The organism is Thioclava sp. DLFJ5-1, assembly GCF_002020115.1.
Taxonomy (GTDB): Bacteria; Pseudomonadota; Alphaproteobacteria; order Rhodobacterales; family Rhodobacteraceae; genus Thioclava; species Thioclava sediminum.
On the sequence record NZ_MPZU01000001.1, the window covers coordinates 1281255 to 1296631 of the forward strand.

17 protein-coding genes are annotated in these 15377 nt (G+C 62.4%); all 17 read right to left on the reverse strand.

The features are described 5' to 3' along the window. Positions 1 to 4: 4 nt before the first annotated feature. Positions 5 to 1324 carry an amino acid ABC transporter permease gene (locus BMI86_RS06105; RefSeq protein WP_078540192.1) on the reverse strand — a complete coding sequence of 440 codons (1320 nt, stop codon included), beginning with the start codon at positions 1322 to 1324 and terminating at the stop codon, positions 5 to 7. A 1-nt stretch (position 1325) separates the two neighbouring features. Next, complete coding sequence (locus BMI86_RS06110) at positions 1326 to 2588, reverse strand: ABC transporter permease subunit (RefSeq protein ID WP_078540193.1); 1263 nt, start codon at positions 2586 to 2588, stop codon at positions 1326 to 1328. Between the two features lie 137 nt (positions 2589 to 2725). Continuing rightward, the gene (locus tag BMI86_RS06115) at positions 2726 to 3742 is read right to left on the reverse strand and encodes an amino acid ABC transporter substrate-binding protein (RefSeq protein WP_078521773.1); all 1017 of its coding nucleotides are present in this window, start codon (positions 3740 to 3742) and stop codon (positions 2726 to 2728) included. A 219-nt stretch (positions 3743 to 3961) separates the two neighbouring features. Then, a complete protein-coding gene (locus tag BMI86_RS06120) occupies positions 3962 to 4672 on the reverse strand; it encodes an ATP12 family protein (protein ID WP_078540194.1) in 711 nt (236 codons plus the stop codon). Continuing rightward, entirely contained in the window at positions 4669 to 5334 is a 666-nt protein-coding gene (locus tag BMI86_RS06125; protein WP_078540195.1) for an HAD-IA family hydrolase, read from the reverse strand. Before BMI86_RS06125 ends, BMI86_RS06120 begins: the two co-directional genes overlap by 4 nt. Then, positions 5331 to 6371: an RluA family pseudouridine synthase gene (locus tag BMI86_RS06130; RefSeq protein ID WP_078540196.1), complete on the reverse strand. Its 1041-nt coding sequence runs from the start codon at positions 6369 to 6371 to the stop codon at positions 5331 to 5333. The genes BMI86_RS06125 and BMI86_RS06130 overlap by 4 nt, the downstream gene beginning before the upstream one ends. Then, the gene (gene crcB / locus BMI86_RS06135) at positions 6368 to 6745 is read right to left on the reverse strand and encodes a fluoride efflux transporter CrcB (RefSeq protein ID WP_078521781.1); all 378 of its coding nucleotides are present in this window, start codon (positions 6743 to 6745) and stop codon (positions 6368 to 6370) included. Before crcB ends, BMI86_RS06130 begins: the two co-directional genes overlap by 4 nt. 44 nt (positions 6746 to 6789) lie before the next feature. Next, positions 6790 to 8106 (reverse strand): replication-associated recombination protein A, encoded by a 1317-nt coding sequence (locus BMI86_RS06140; protein WP_078540197.1) that lies wholly within the window; start codon positions 8104 to 8106, stop codon positions 6790 to 6792. Between the two features lie 86 nt (positions 8107 to 8192). Next, a complete protein-coding gene (locus tag BMI86_RS06145) occupies positions 8193 to 8783 on the reverse strand; it encodes an acyl-homoserine-lactone synthase (RefSeq protein WP_078540198.1) in 591 nt (196 codons plus the stop codon). Between the two features lie 52 nt (positions 8784 to 8835). Further along, positions 8836 to 9447 (reverse strand): autoinducer binding domain-containing protein, encoded by a 612-nt coding sequence (locus BMI86_RS06150; RefSeq protein ID WP_078521787.1) that lies wholly within the window; start codon positions 9445 to 9447, stop codon positions 8836 to 8838. A gap of 245 nt (positions 9448 to 9692) precedes the next feature. Beyond that, positions 9693 to 10112, reverse strand: coding sequence for a 50S ribosomal protein L17 (rplQ, locus tag BMI86_RS06155; protein ID WP_078521789.1), 420 nt, complete (start codon positions 10110 to 10112; stop codon positions 9693 to 9695). A 140-nt stretch (positions 10113 to 10252) separates the two neighbouring features. Continuing rightward, a complete protein-coding gene (locus BMI86_RS06160) occupies positions 10253 to 11269 on the reverse strand; it encodes a DNA-directed RNA polymerase subunit alpha (RefSeq protein ID WP_075775948.1) in 1017 nt (338 codons plus the stop codon). 120 nt (positions 11270 to 11389) lie between these two features. Further along, complete coding sequence (gene rpsK / locus BMI86_RS06165; RefSeq protein WP_078521791.1) at positions 11390 to 11779, reverse strand: 30S ribosomal protein S11; 390 nt, start codon at positions 11777 to 11779, stop codon at positions 11390 to 11392. 15 nt (positions 11780 to 11794) lie between these two features. Continuing rightward, positions 11795 to 12163 (reverse strand): 30S ribosomal protein S13, encoded by a 369-nt coding sequence (gene rpsM / locus BMI86_RS06170; RefSeq protein WP_078521793.1) that lies wholly within the window; start codon positions 12161 to 12163, stop codon positions 11795 to 11797. A 184-nt stretch (positions 12164 to 12347) separates the two neighbouring features. Beyond that, positions 12348 to 12998, reverse strand: a complete 651-nt coding sequence (locus BMI86_RS06175; RefSeq protein WP_078521795.1) for an adenylate kinase — start codon at positions 12996 to 12998, stop codon at positions 12348 to 12350. Between the two features lie 30 nt (positions 12999 to 13028). Next, a complete protein-coding gene (secY, locus tag BMI86_RS06180; RefSeq protein ID WP_078540199.1) occupies positions 13029 to 14399 on the reverse strand; it encodes a preprotein translocase subunit SecY in 1371 nt (456 codons plus the stop codon). 103 nt (positions 14400 to 14502) lie between these two features. Then, entirely contained in the window at positions 14503 to 14970 is a 468-nt protein-coding gene (gene rplO, locus BMI86_RS06185; RefSeq protein WP_078540200.1) for a 50S ribosomal protein L15, read from the reverse strand. Between the last annotated feature and the right edge of the window lie 407 nt (positions 14971 to 15377).

The window sequence follows — 15377 nt, forward strand, 5'->3', positions numbered from 1 at the left end:
CCGATTAATGGTTATCACGCTGCAGTCGACGCTCGAGAGACATCGAGTAGCGCGACATGGCGAAGTTCAGGATAAAGAAGATGGCGCCGACGAAGATGAAGGGCTCCCAGTAGATGCCTTTCCAGTTGAAGTCGGCGCGGATGAAGTCCGGGATGCCCTTGAGCGGGTCGAAGAGACCCACGAACACGACCAGCGTCGTATCCTTGAACATGCCGATGAAGGTGGAGACGATGCCCGGGATCGAGATCTTCAGCGCCTGCGGCAGGATGATCAGCCGCTGCGCCTTCCAGTAATCGAGACCCAGCGCATCCGCCGCCTCGTATTGGCCCCGCGGAAGTGCTGCCAGACCGCCGCGGATCACCTCGGCGATATAGGCCGCAGCGAAGAAGGTCACGAGGATCATCACCCGCAGGATGATGTCGAAATTCGTGCCCGGCGGCAGGAAGTAGTTCAGCAGCAGCGAGGCCACGAACAGCAGCGTGATCAGAGGCACGCCGCGGATGAACTCGATGAAGATCACCGAGAAGCCTTTGACCAGCGGCATGTCCGATTGCCGCCCGAGCGCGAGCACGATCCCCAGCGGCAGCGACATCATGATGCCGCCCACGCCCAGCGTGATCGCCAGCAGGAAGCCACCGAACTTGGCGGAGTCCACAGATTCCAGACCCCAGGGCAGGATCGCCTGCAACCCGCCGATGAGCGGGCCCACCACGAAGAGGAAGTAGAGGATCGCGACGAAAGCGCCGATCGAGAAGGCCATGATCGAGCCAAGCCGCGGTGACAGCAGCAACAGGATCGCCGCGCCCAGCACGAAGCCTGCGAAGATCATGATCGGCGTCCAGCCCGAGCCGCCCCAGAGCAGCCAGACGGCAAGGAACGGGTAGACCGGCGTGAACCAGGCCAGCACGCGCGGAACCCAGGTGAAGAGAAGCGGGCCGACCGCCACGAAGAGCAGCAGGAAGGTCAGGATCGGACGCCAGTACAGTTCCGGCGGGTAGAAGCCGAAGATGAACTGGTGCCAACGCTCGCGGATCACCGCCCAGCAGGCGCCGGTCGCGCCTTCGCCGTAACGGTCGGTGATGATCGTGCGGCATTCCTTGATCGAGTTGGCGTCCCAGACGCCATGCAGGAACCAAGGCAGGAAATGCATGACCAGCGTGTAGATCAAGGCCACGCCCAGAAGGGTCAGCAACGTGTTCAACCAGCCCGAGAACAGGTTCTCGCGCAGCCATTGGACCGCACCGGACTGCCCTGCGGGGGCAGGCTGTTGCGGCAGCATCGTGTCGCGGACATAGGCGACGGAATGGGCTTCGGTATCGCTCATCTCACCGCTCCTTCAGCTTCACGCGATTGTTGTAGACGTTCATCACGCCCGAGATCGACAGCGAGATCGCGAGGTAGATCAGCATCATCAGCGTGATCGCCTCAAGCTCGCGCCCGGTCTGGTTCAGGGTGATGCCGCCCAACGTTCCGCGCAGTTCCAGATAGCCCACGGCGATCGCGAGCGAGGAGTTCTTCGTCAGATTCAGATATTGCGAGATCAGCGGCGGGATGATGACCCGCAGCGCCTGCGGCAGGATCACGAGGCTCATCGTGCGATTGGCCCGCAGACCCAGCGCGAAGGCGGCCTCGGTCTGGCCTTTCGAGATGGCGAGGATACCGGCGCGGACGATCTCGGCGATGAAGGCCGCCGTATAGAGCGACAGGCCGAGCCAGAGCGCCACGAAGGAGTTCGACACATTCGTGCCGCCTACGAAGTTGAAGCCCTTGATCTGCGGCTCCTCAGGATTGATCCCGAGCGCAATGGCGAGGATCACGACGGGCGCGATCAGCACGAGCGCGCTCTTCCACCACATTGTAGGTCGTACCCCGGTCGCCTCCTGCACCTTGGCGGCGTGGGTCAGCATCCGCTTGTTCACCCAGATCGAGGCGATCAGCACGATCACCAGCGCAAGGAAGTTGAGCGAGATCGGTGCAAGCGCCGTGTCGAGCGAGCCGAGCGAGCGATCGAAATGCACCGACGGGATCGCGGTGTAGCGGTTGGTGAAGGCGACCGAGTCGAGCAGCATCGAAGCCTGCGCCTCGCCCGTCTGCTGGTTCACCTTGTAGGCGTTGGGCGACGGGGCCACATCGGTCAGCAACGCGATCGCCACGAGGATCCACAGCAGCACCGGAATGTTGCGGAAGACCTCGACATAGACGGTCATCAGCCGCGCCACGAGCCAGTTCTTCGACAGGCGCAGCACGCCCACGAAGATCCCGATGATCGTCGCGGCGACGCAGCCCAGGAAGGACACCCAGAGCGTGTTGATGAGGCCGACAAGCAGCGCACGTCCGTGGCTCATGTCGTTGTTATACGGGATGATCGCATTGCCGATATCGTAACCGGCCCTCTGCCCGAGGAAGGAGAAATTGAAATCCTTCCCGAGGTCGTTGAGGTTCTGGATCACATTGTCCACCAGCCATGCCGCGCCGCCCATCACGAGGATGAAGACGATCGCCTGAATCGTCAGGGAGCGATAACGCGTGTCATAGATAAGCTGGCTGAGCCGGAAGCCCTGCTCCGGCGCGTCGGGCGCGCTTGTCATTCTTATTTCCCCTGTTGCCGCGTCGTTATTTTTGTCTGGCCATTCTTGCGGGCCTTAGTGGGGATGTCTCCCCTACGCACGGTCTCTTGAAAACGGAACAGGGGCGCGGATTAAACCGCGCCCCTGCCGGGCCCTTCTTAGCGGAAGGGAGGAGCGTACATCAGACCGCCTTGGGTCCACTGAGCGTTCAGGCCACGGGCCAGACCGATCGGGGTCTGCTCGCCGATGGTCGCGGCGAAGATTTCACCGTAGTTGCCGTTGGCCTTGATGGCTTTGACGGCCCAGTCCTTGTCGAGGCCGATCATCGCGCCGAGGTCACCCTCGGTGCCGAGCAGGCGGTTGACTTCCGGGTTGTCGGTGCCTTTGGCCAGCTCGTCGATATTGGCCGAAGTCACGCCGTATTCTTCAGCGCCGATCAGCGCGAAGACGGTCCAGCGGACGATGTCGGTCCACTGATCGTCGCCCTGACGGACGGCCGGAGCCAGCGGCTCTTTCGAGATGATTTCCGGCAGGATCACGTAGTCGGAAGGGTTCGCGAAAGCGGCGCGGGTGGCTGCGAGGCCGGACGCGTCGGTGGTGTAGGCGTCACAAGCGCCGGCGAGGAACTGCTGTTCGCCTTCGGCGTTCGAATCAACCGTGATGGGCTGATAGGACATGTTGTTGGCCTTGAAGTAGTCGGCGAGGTTCAGCTCGGTCGTGGTACCGGTCTGGATACAGATCGACGCACCGTCGAGTTCCTTGGCCGAGGTCACGCCCGAATCCTTGCGGACCATGAAGCCCTGACCGTCATAGTAGTTGGTCGCGGTGAACTGGAGCTTCAGGTCGGTGTCGCGCGAGAAGGTCCAGGTGGTGTTGCGTGCGAGCAGGTCCACTTCGCCCGAACCGAGCGCGGTGAAGCGCGTCTGGCCCGAGGTGGGGACGTATTTAACCTTCGAGGGGTCGCCCAGCACAGCGGCGGCGACGGCCTGGCAGACCGCGACGTCGAAGCCGGACCAGTTACCGTTGGCATCCGGCGCGGCGAAGCCCACGAGACCGGTGTTAACGCCGCAGATCAGCTCTCCGCGCGATTTCACGTCATCGAGCGTGGCCGCGCCAGCCAGACCGGCAGTCAGCGTCGCAGCCGTCAGCGCGCCGAAAAAGACGGATTTCTTCATTTTTACCTCTTCCTGTTGTCGCCGCTCTGACAGAGCGGTTCTTGGTCCCTCACGGACCTGGTCGATCGTGTCTCCATGACACGGAGTAACGAAAGTTTGGTCCATCCGATCAAAGAAGGTCAAGGCTAGTTTCCGGAATTCGTGAGGGCCCCTGCGTAAATCGTCAGCAAGTGATGATGCTTTTGGCAGGTCAATAAGCGGCGTGAGAATCCGCGGCGGTCACCTTTCGGTGAGCGTCCAGATTCGAGCCGCGTCACACAGCGCCTCGCGCTTGTGTGCGGCGATCTCCGCCGCCTCTTCGTCATCGCCCCATTGAGCGATTTGCCAGTCCTCGTCGAGCCGCGAGAGCTCCCACGCTTCCTCGGCCGAGAGCCTGCCGCGGGTGACGGCCAGCCCCAGCACGAGGGAGCCCGTGATGCCCACGAGATCATGCAGAGCCGCCAGCGCGAAGGGGTCGAGGTTTGCAACCTCCGCCTCCAGCCGCGCCAGATGGTCGGCAGGCTGATCCACCGGAAGAATTCCCGTCGTGACCTTCAGCTCCGCGCCATAGGTTTGCGCTGCCCATTCCAGCAGCGGATCCCATTTCGCGCTCTGAAGCTCGACCAGTTCCGTCGGAGCCTCGGCGCGGTAGCACAGAAGATCGGTGCCGCCGAATTCGGAGACATGGGTGACGACCTCGGGATGCTGATGCGCCACCTTGTCGATCGCCGCATTGGCAGAGCGGGTGACGGGCATCGTATGGGGCTTGATTGCGCCGTCCTGCGCGTCCCATTCCGCCGCGATAGCCTCGGCATAGGCACGGGTCGGCACGGTCAGCGCGGCTTTCGCCGGCGTCTTCACCGCACGCCCGTCCAGCGCCACGCCGAACCCCTCGGGGTGCTCGGTGACGGTGGTTTCTTTCCAGAACCGCTTCGCCGCCCATTCGCTCATGCGCTCATCTCCCACAGATCCAGAAGTGTCGTTTCCAGCCCGTCGAAATCATCGACCATCTGATGCGCGCCCGCCGCTTCGAGCAGGTGCGGCGCGTGGTAGCCCCAGCGCACGCCGATGGTCGCGACGCCCGCGCCGCGGCCCATCTCGATATCGAAACTGGTATCGCCGATCATTACCGCGTCGCGCGCGTCCACACCCGCCTCGCTCAACGCCGCGCCGATCATCGACGGGTGCGGCTTCGACGGGTGATCGTCGGCGGTCTGTTGGCTGACGAAGAGACCTTCCAGACCGTGATACTCGATCAGTGCCCGCAGTCCGCGGCGGGATTTACCCGTAGCGACCGCCAGAAGCATGTCGTCGCGCGCGGCGAGCTTGCGCAGCAGCGCCTCGGCCCCGGGATAGAGCGGCGCGGGCGAGGCCGCGCGGGCGGTCTTGTAGCTTTGCTTGTAGCCCTCGACGATGCGCGCCTGCGTCTCGGCATCGTGCTCCGGCGCAAGCCGCGCCACCGCGAGCGGCAGCGACAGACCGACGATCTGCAACACGGCGGAGGCCGACGGGGCCGGCAGACCCGCCGCCTCGAACCCAATCGTCATCGCGTGGGTGATGTGGTTCTGGCTGTCCGAGATCGTGCCATCGACATCGAAGATCGCGAGCTTCATGCGAGATCCTCGAACGGGTCGGCGGGCACGTCTTTTTCGTGCCAATCCAGCAGGTCCCAGGTCCGCTTCATGTGCTCGGGCAGCGGCGCGGTCAGCGTGATACGCTTGCCGCTGATCGGATGGTCGAAGCTGATCTGACGGGCATGCAGGTGCAGCTTGCGGGAAATCTCGCCGCCCAGCTGCGCGCCCCATCCATCGCCCATGTTCTCCTGGCTCGAACCGCCATATTTGCCGTCGCCGATGATGGGACTGCCGATCTCGGCCATATGCGCGCGCAGCTGATGCGTGCGCCCGGTGATCGGCACCAGCGCGACCCAGCTGACCCGCTGGCCGAGGATGTGCAGCGTGAAGTAATCGGTGGTCGCGCGTTTGGCGCCCTCGGTCTTGTCGACCTTGGCGGGATGCACGCAGAGCATCTTCTCCCCCTCGCCACCGCGCCCGTGACCCGGCGCTTTCACGAGACCGAAGCGGATCGTGCCGGTCTTGGGCTCGGGCGCGCCTGCGACGGCCGCCCAATAGATCTTGCGCGTGGTCTTGCCGCGGAACGCCTCGGACAGGCGGCGCGCGACGCGGTCGGTGCGCGCGAGCAGCAGAACGCCGGAGGTGTCCTTGTCCAGGCGATGCACCAGCTTCGGCTTGTCCTTGTAGCCGAATGTCAGCGCCTCGCTCAGCCCGTCGACATGGCGATTGCCCTGCCCCGAGCCGCCCTGCGAGGGCAGCCCCGGCGGTTTGTTGAGCGCGATGATATGCTCATCCTTCCACAGCACGCAGCTCTGGATGAATTTCGCATCCTCCTCCGAGATGCCCTCGGTCCTCGGTGCGGGCGCGGAGTCCGGGATCGGCGGCACCCGGATTTCCTGCCCCGGCGCGACGCGCGAATTGGCCTTCACCCGGCCTTTATCCACGCGCAGATCGCCCTTGCGGCAGAACTTCTCGATCATGCCTTGGGACAGGTGCGGAAACCGCTTTTTGAGGAACCGGTCGAGGCGCTGTTCGCCCTCGTCCTCGGTGACGGTGATATGCTGGACGCCGCTCATAGCATGGCCCTCATCAATAGAACGCCCGCGACGAGGCCCAGAAGCCCCGCGCCGACCGACAGTCCGATATAGCTGACTGCCAATGTGACATCGCCTTTCTCGATCAAGCGATAGGCTTCGAGCGAGAAGGAGGAGAAGGTGGTGAAGCCGCCAAGAAAGCCGGTCGCGAGGAAGGCATTCCAATGGGTCAGCTGCTTGTCACCGAGGAACACCACGAGCGCGCCCATCAGGAACGAGCCGAGGATATTCACGGTGATGACGCCCAGCGGGAAAGGCTGCGCGCCGAAGCTGCGCATCATTCCGACGCCAACGAGGTAGCGCCCCGATGCACCCATCGCGCCGCCTAGCGCGACCTGCAAGATCGTAGAAAGCATCGCTGTCTCCTTTGGCGCCCTAAGAGCGTTCACAGGCCTGAATGTCAAGATTTGCGCTGTTCACGCAGCTTGGCAAACCAGTCGACCCGCTTTTTCAACTCGCGCTCGAAGCCACGCTCGACGGGCTGATAGAGGACCGGGCGCTTCATCGTGTCAGGGAAATAGTTCTGCCCGGAGAAACCGTCCTCTGCGTCGTGGTCATAGGCATAGCCCGCGCCATAGCCCTGTTCGGACATCAGCTTGGTCGGGGCGTTGAGGATATGTTTGGGCGGCGGCTCCGATCCGGTCTTCTGCGCCTGCGCCCGCGCGCCCTTGTAGGCGACGTAGCCCGCGTTGGATTTCGGGGCGAGCGCGAGGTAGATCACCGTCTGCGCCAAAGCCAGTTCCCCCTCGGGCGAGCCGATCCGCTCGTATATTTCCCACGCATGGAGCGCATGGGTCTGGGCCTGCGGGTCGGCCAGCCCGATATCCTCGACCGCCATGCGGACGAAGCGCCGCGCGAGATAGCGCGGGTCCTCGCCGCCCTCCAGCATCCGCGCGAACCAATAGAGCGCCGCATCCGGATCCGAACCCCGCACGGATTTATGGAGCGCCGAGATCAGGTTGTAATGCTCATCTCCGGATTTGTCGTATTTCGCCGCGCGGCGCATCAGTCGGGTCGATAGGGCGTCGGTGTCGAGCGTACCGGTGACTTTCCACGCCGCCACCTGCTCTATCAGGTTGAGAAGCGCGCGGCCGTCGCCGTCGGCCATTTCCAGCAGCGCCTCGCGCGCCTTGCCACTGAGCGGCAGTGGACGACCGAGCGCCTTCTCGGCGCGCTGTGCGAGGCGTTCGAGATCGGCGAGGTCGAGGCGCTCCAGCACCATGACCTGCGCCCGGCTGAGCACAGCGGCGTTCAGCTCGAAGCTCGGGTTCTCGGTGGTGGCGCCCACCAGCATGATCGTGCCGTCTTCCATATGCGGCAGGAAGCTGTCCTGCTGCGCCTTGTTGAAGCGGTGGATCTCGTCGACGAAGAGGAGCGTGCCCCTGCCCTGCCCGCGCCGCAGCTTGGCGGCCTCGAAGACTTTGCGCAGTTCAGGCACGCCGGTGAAGATCGCGGAAATCTGGACGAAGGCGCGATCGGAGGCATCGGCCAGCAGTCGCGCGATGGTGGTCTTGCCGACACCCGGCGGCCCCCAAAGGATCAGAGATCCGAGCGAGCCTGCCGCCAGCATTGCCCCCAAAGGCCCATCGGGGCCAAGCACCTGTTCCTGACCAATCACCTCACCCAGAGTTTTTGGGCGGATGCGATCAGCGAGAGGGCGCGGCGCTTCGGGCGCAGGCGCATTGGGATCGGGGGGCGTGTCGAATAGGTCGGCCATGATGGCGTGAACCTAGTGTCTCGGTCCGCCAACGAAAAGCCCCCGCGCGTGTGGGGCGCACGGGGGCTCTAATCTTTCCCATCCCTTTAATGAAGGTTTTGGGAAAAGTTCATCGATACGACCTGGTTCTTGATCCCGTCGATCTCCATCACCGGTCCCATCGCAGTCATGTCCACGCCAACCCGACCCGCCCAACGCGGCCAATTCGCGTTCAGAAGGGTAAGGGCGGAACTTGCGCCGAGTTCACGCGCCGAATTGCCGATTTCCTGCACGAGACGCGCATGAACCTTGCGGCGCATCGCCATCGGAACGTCATGGGACACGAAGAGGCGCGAGCTTTCCCAGACGGTCTCGCTGACCGGAGCTTCGTCATAGAGAAGATTGGACGGGATCGTCGCGAGCAGCCCCCGCTGCGCATCGCGGATCATGTAGCTATAGATCCCGCAGGTCGTCGTCGTGGGCGTCAGACGGTTGCCTGCCAGCACCTTGCCCAGCTCGTCATGGACGACCACCCAGCGGCTCGCCGGGGTGTCATACTGGTCATATTCCATGCCCATCGCTTCTGGGAGATCCCATTTATTCTGGACAATGAAGAGCTCGCGCCTGGCGCGCAGCATGTTTGCGAAAAGCTCACCGTGATTATGAAAATTGGTGAACGAAAGCGTAGTGGTCTGCATGTCTTCCTCCTGCAGGTTAGTCACAGTACAGCCGTGCGGAGGGTCAACAACACTATAACAGGCGGAAATCCTTTGCGCGCTGAATAGCTTCGGCGGTCGTCCGAGCCATCAGTCTTGCGCGCGCAGAATTCAGCCGCGCCTTGAGCGCGCTTTCCGAAATTCCAAGTTTCGCGGCCGCCGCCGCGTGTCGGTCACCCCCAGCAACACAGCGCAGGGCTTCGATCTGAGCTCTCGTGAGTTCCTCAGGCGGTTGAGTCATGTCGTGCAATTCGCGCACGATAAGCTCAAAGGTCTCGATCTCGGGTAGGTCGAATTCCCGATCATCGCGCGCCATGCTTGCGATAGTACGGGACCGGATCGGGCCGCATGAGACTGTCGCCCCGTAGATCAGACCATAGTGTTTGGCCTCATCGAAGAGACGGAAAGGATCGGGTAACCGCGGGTCGCTCCACCGGATTGAGCCGGTCTCGCTAAACCCCCAAGCAGTCATAGGGTCACGGAGCACATAGCCGTTTGCGGTATAATGATCGAGCCAGGCTTTGTCGTAAGTCTGGAACGTCATCAAAGGCGCCGTAAAACGAATATGCAGTCCAACAAAATAACCGCTTGGAGCTAAACGATCCAAGTCACGAAGTTTCAAATCGATTCTGCTCTGTATCGACATATCTTTTTAGACAGTTTGGAATTAACCCGGTCAACTTAAAAGTGTTCGCGCCGTGCGGAGTTCGCTCCGACAGTGACATTACGTCCCTACCCGCCCACGCGCTTACACTCGCGAATGCGCATCATCTGCGCAATAACCTTTTGCGTGAGAAATGCGGGAAAATGCAGGCGGAAATAAGAAAATCCCGCCTAATAGGCGGGATTTCGCAATTCTCATTGATTTCGCAGGGAAATCGGTCGCGAGGATCAATCCTCGGCAGCCTCTTCGGCTTCGACGCGTGCCTTATCTGCCGCACCTTTTGCGTCCAGATCGCGCTCGACGAATTCGATGATCGCCATCGGAGCCATGTCGCCGTAACGGAAACCGGCTTTCATAATGCGAACGTAGCCGCCCTGACGGTCCTTGTAGCGCGGGCCGAGGATGTCGAAGAGTTTCGCGACATACTGGTCCTGCTTGAGCTGCGAGGCCGCCTGACGGCGTGCGTGCAGATCGCCGCGCTTGGCGAGCGTGATCAGCTTCTCGATGACCGGGCGCAGTTCTTTCGCCTTCGGCAGGGTCGTCTTGATCTGCTCGTGCTCGATCAGCGAGCCAGCCATGTTGGCGAAGAGCGCCTTGCGGTGCTCATGGGTGCGGTTGAGGCGGCGGTAGCCACGTGCGTGACGCATTGTCATTCTCCAATCTTGCGTTTTGCTTTGTCAGGCCGGCGATGCGTGTCACCGGCTCACCTTGGGGTCTTGTGACCCAGATCGTCCCCGGCAGTCCGGGCATTGGAGGGGCGTTTAGCCAACGCCCCTCAATTCGTCAATCAGAACTGGTCTTCGAAACGCTTGGCCAGGTCTTCGATGTTCTCCGGCGGCCAATCTTCGACTTCCATCCCGAGATGCAGACCCATGCCCGAGAGCACTTCCTTGATCTCGTTCAGCGACTTGCGGCCGAAGTTCGGGGTGCGGAGCATCTCGGCTTCGGTCTTCTGGATCAGGTCGCCGATATAGACGATGTTGTCGTTCTTCAGGCAGTTCGCCGAACGCACGGACAGTTCCAGCTCGTCCACTTTCTTCAGCAGAAGCGGGTTGAACTCGAGACCGTCGTCCTGGTCCTGCTTGCCAGCCGATTCCGGCTCTTCGAAGTTCACGAAGATCGACAGCTGGTCCTGCAGGATGCGAGCAGCGAAAGCCACCGCGTCCTCGGCCGAGAGCGAACCGTCGGTCTCGACCTTCATGGTCAGCTTGTCATAGTCCAGAACCTGACCTTCACGGGTCGGCTGCACTTCGTAGGCAACTTTCTTGACCGGCGAATAGATCGCGTCGACCGGGATCAGGCCGATCGGCGCATCCTCGGGACGGTTCTTGTCGGCGGCGACGTAGCCCTTGCCGGTGTTCACGGTCAATTCCATGAACAGGTCGGCACCATCGTCGAGGTGGCAGATCACGTGATCCTTGTTCAGGACCTCGATGCCCGCGGTCTCGGTGATGTCGCCAGCGGTCACGACGCCCGGCCCCTTGGCCGAGATCGAGAGGCGCTTCGGACCTTCAACGTCCATACGCAGAGCCACGCCCTTGAGGTTCAGGACGATGTCGGTGACGTCTTCACGAACGCCTGCGACCGAGGAGAACTCGTGCAGCACGTTGTCGATCTGGACGCTGGTGATCGCGGCGCCCTGAAGCGACGAGAGCAGCACGCGGCGCAGTGCGTTGCCGAGCGTCAGGCCAAAGCCACGCTCGAGCGGTTCAGCGACGATCGTCGCCTGACGCAGCGGGTCGTTGCCGGGCTTGATTTCAAGCTGCGTCGGCTTGATGAGTTCAGCCCAATTCTTGTGGATCATGCGTTTGCCTCCATACCTGTCCCAGACCCATGCCCAAAGTCGGGGACGCCCGAGGATAAAACCGAAAAATGCGGGCGGGCCGCACGGGAAATCCGCACGGCCCGACCGTCGTAATCTTGATTAGACGCGGCGACGCTTCGGCGGGCGGCAGCCGTTATGGGCGATCGGGGTCACGTCACGGATCGAGGTGACGGTCAGACCGACCGCAGCCAGCGCGCGCAGCGCCGATTCACGACCCGAACCGGGGCCCTGAACTTCGACGTCCACGGTGCGCAGACCGTGATCCTGAGCCTTCTTGGCCGCATCTTCTGCAGCCATCTGAGCGGCGTAGGGGGTCGACTTACGCGAGCCCTTGAAGCCCATCGTGCCAGCCGACGACCACGAGATCGCGTTGCCCTGCACATCAGAAATCAGGATTTTGGTGTTGTTGAACGAGGAGTTCACATGAACGACGCCAGCGGCGATGTTCTTGCGTTCCTTGCGCTTAGCGCGAACCTTATCACGAGCCATTTGTCCTGCCTCCCCTTACTTCTTCTTGCCAGCGATGGGTTTCGCCGGACCTTTGCGCGTACGCGCATTCGTATGGGTGCGCTGACCGCGCACGGGCAGGTTGCGACGGTGACGCAGGCCACGGTAGCAGCCGAGATCCATCAGGCGCTTGACGTTCATCTGAACTTCACGGCGCAGGTCGCCCTCGACGGTGTAGTTGGCGTCGATGTGTTCGCGGATGGCGAGCACTTCGGAATCCGAAAGCTCGTTGACGCGACGGGTCACGTCGACACCGGTTGCTTCGCAGATCTGCTTAGCCGAGTGAGGACCGATCCCGGTGATGTAGGTAAGTGCGATCGGGACGCGTTTCCCGGTCGGAATGTTGACGCCAGCAATACGTGCCAAAGCGTGTATCCTTTCGTTGCGAGCCCGTAACCCCAGGCCCTTTTTTCACAACACGAGGCCCGAAACTGGCGCTTCGGACCCCACGATTAACTCCCTCGAGAATCTTCCCTTCTCGGAAACGATTCCCGTCGGAGACGCCGTGACCTAGAGGTAAACGCCCTCCGGGTCAAGGCTTCATTTACGATTACTCTTGCTGATCGAGAATTCGTGCGATCGAGGTCGCCACGGTCTCGATTTCGGCCAGCCCGTCGATCGTGAACAGATCGCCCGCGTGGTAGTAGTAGCCGATCAGCGGAGAGGTCTTCTTGTAATACTCCATCAACCGGGTGCGCAGGCTGTCTTCGTTGTCGTCCGCGCGGCGCTTCACGTCGGTGCTGCCGCACTTTTCGCATTTGCCGTCTGCGGGCCAGGGCTTGGTCTGGTCGTGATAGACCTCGCCGCAGCCGCCGCAGGTCGAGCGACCGGTGATGCGGGCGACGAGCGCTTCGTCATCCACCTGCATCTCGATCACCGCGTCGAGCTTGGTGCCCATCTTGGCAAGCAGCTTGCCCAGAGCGTCGGCCTGTCCCAGCGTGCGCGGGAAGCCGTCGAAGATGAAGCCCTCGCCACCGGCGGCGAGCTTTTCCTCGATCAGACCGATGACGATCTCGTCGGTCACGAGCTGGCCCTTGGCCATGACATCGGCGACGAGATTGCCCATCTCGGTGCCCGAGTCCTTCGCTTCACGCAGCATGTCGCCGGTGGAAAGTTGGACCATGCCGCGCTCTTCGACGAGACGGCGGGCCTGGGTGCCCTTGCCCGCGCCGGGCGGGCCGAGAAGAATGATATTTGCCATGTCGGCTCCCCCTGAAAACGCTTGGCGGATTTAGCGGCGCGCGGGCGGCTTGCGCGGCCCCTTCTTCTTCTTGCCCGAACGGCCGCGAAGTTGCGAGCGCTCGATCAGACCCTCGTATTGGTGGGCCAGAAGATGCGACTGAATTTGGTTGATGGTGTCCATCGACACGGTGACCACGATCAGAACCGAGGTGCCGCCGAAGTAGAACGGGATGGACAGCTGCGAACGCAGGATCTCGGGCAGAAGGCAGACCGCGGCGAGATAGGCAGAACCGATCACGAGAATGCGGCTGACGACGTAGTCGAGATATTCCTCGGTCTTCTTGCCGGGACGGATGCCGGGCACGAAGCCGCCCTGGCTCTTCAGATTGTCCGCGACCTCGTCCGATTTGAACGACACGTTCGCGGTGTAGAAGTAGGCGAAGAACACGATCATCGCGACGTAGAACAGCAGGTAGAGCGGCTGCCCCGGGCCGAAATAGGCGAGGATCGTCGACATCACCGGACCGGTGTTCTGACCCGAGAAGGTCGCGATGGTGGTCGGCAGCAGCAGCAGCGACGAGGCGAAGATCGCCGGGATGACGCCCGCCGGGTTCACCTTGATCGGCAGGTGGCTGGAGCCGCCGTCATAGACCTTCATCCCCACCTGACGGCGCGGATACTGGATATGGATCTTGCGCAGCGCGCGTTCCATGAAGACGACGAAGGTAATCACGATCGCGATCATCAGGATCACCCCGAGGATCACCGGAGTTGAGATCGCACCGGCACGGCCCTGCTCGAGGAAGCGGGCCAGAGCCGCCGGGATTTCCGCGACGATACCGACGAAGATGATCAGCGAGATGCCGTTGCCGATGCCGCGTGCGGTGATCTGCTCACCCAGCCACATCAGGAACATGGTGCCGCCGACGAGCGTGATGACCACGGCAGCGACGAAGAACAGGCCCGGATCATGCGCCAGATCGCCCTTTTCGAGCGACACGGCCAGACCCCATGCCTGGAAGGTCGCCAGAGCCACGGTCGCATAGCGCGTGATCTGGTTGATCTTCTTGCGGCCCTGCTCGCCTTCCTTCTTCATCTGCTCGAGTGCGGGCACCAGAGCGGTCAGAAGCTGGATGATGATCGAGGCCGAGATGTAGGGCATGATGCCGAGCGCGAAGACGCCCATCCGGCCGAGCGCACCGCCCGTGAACATCGACAACACGCCGCCGAGGCCAGAGCCCGCGCTTTGCATGAATTCGCGCAGTGCCTGCGCGTCGATGCCCGGAACCGGAATATAGGTCCCGAGGCGGTAGATGATCAGCAAACCAATGGTGAAGAAGATGCGCTGGCGCAGCTCGGTGGCTTTGCCCAGGGCGTCCCAGCTGAGGTTCGCCGCCATTTGCTCTGCAGCAGATGCCATATGCTCGTCTCTTTCATGTAAAGCGCCGCCCAACCGGTTCCCGGTCGGCGGCGCCTAGAAAACCTTCGCCTATGTAATCGGGCCGGAGCCCGCTCACAACAGCTTATTCAGCGGCCTGCGCCACCGTGACCGAGCCGCCAGCCTTCTCGACAGCCTCAACAGCCGATTTCGAAGCACCGGTGACGTTCAGGGTCACTTTCGACTTGATGTCGCCCTTGGCGAGAACACGCACGCCATCGAGCTTGCGGCGCACGACACCGGCCGCGACCAGCGCGTCTTCGGTGATGTCCGACTTCGCGTCGAGCTTGCCGGCCTCGATGAATTTCTCGATCTGGCCGAGGTTCACGACGTTGAACTTCTTCGCGTTCGGCTTGGTGAAGCCACGCTTCGGCAGACGACGATAGAGCGGCATCTGGCCGCCTTCGTAACCGTTCAGGGCCACACCCGAACGCGACTTCTGACCTTTGATACCACGGCCAGCCATCTTGCCTTTGCCCGAGCCGGGACCGCGGGCGACGCGTTTTTTCTTCTGGGCCGCGCCTTCGTTGTCGCGCAGTTCATTGAGTTTCATATCGCTTCTCCTTGCCGGAACACCTTCCCGAAGCGAGTGCGGAAGGGACACGGCTTTTCGTGTTGATTCTGATGCGGCCGTCGGGCCACCGGGGGCGTATAGTGCGTTTGCCCCGCGCACGCAACTCCCGCGTTTTCGCGCAATCGGGGCGGTGTCGCGACTAGCGCGCGCCCTGCCCCACCGGGCCGGTCGCCCGAAGGTCACGCACCTCAGGCGTGGTATGGCGCCTCCGTTCTCTCGCTGCCCCATCACGATGCCGCGATGAGCCAGCCGATAGTCTATATAGACGCCAACGCGCCGGTCGGCGAACCCGAGCAGACGAAGCTGTCCGCACGACCGGGGCCTTCTCTTATCCCGCGCGGCGCTTGACCTTCCCGCCCCCCGCTCGCTACTGCAGATGCAGCATT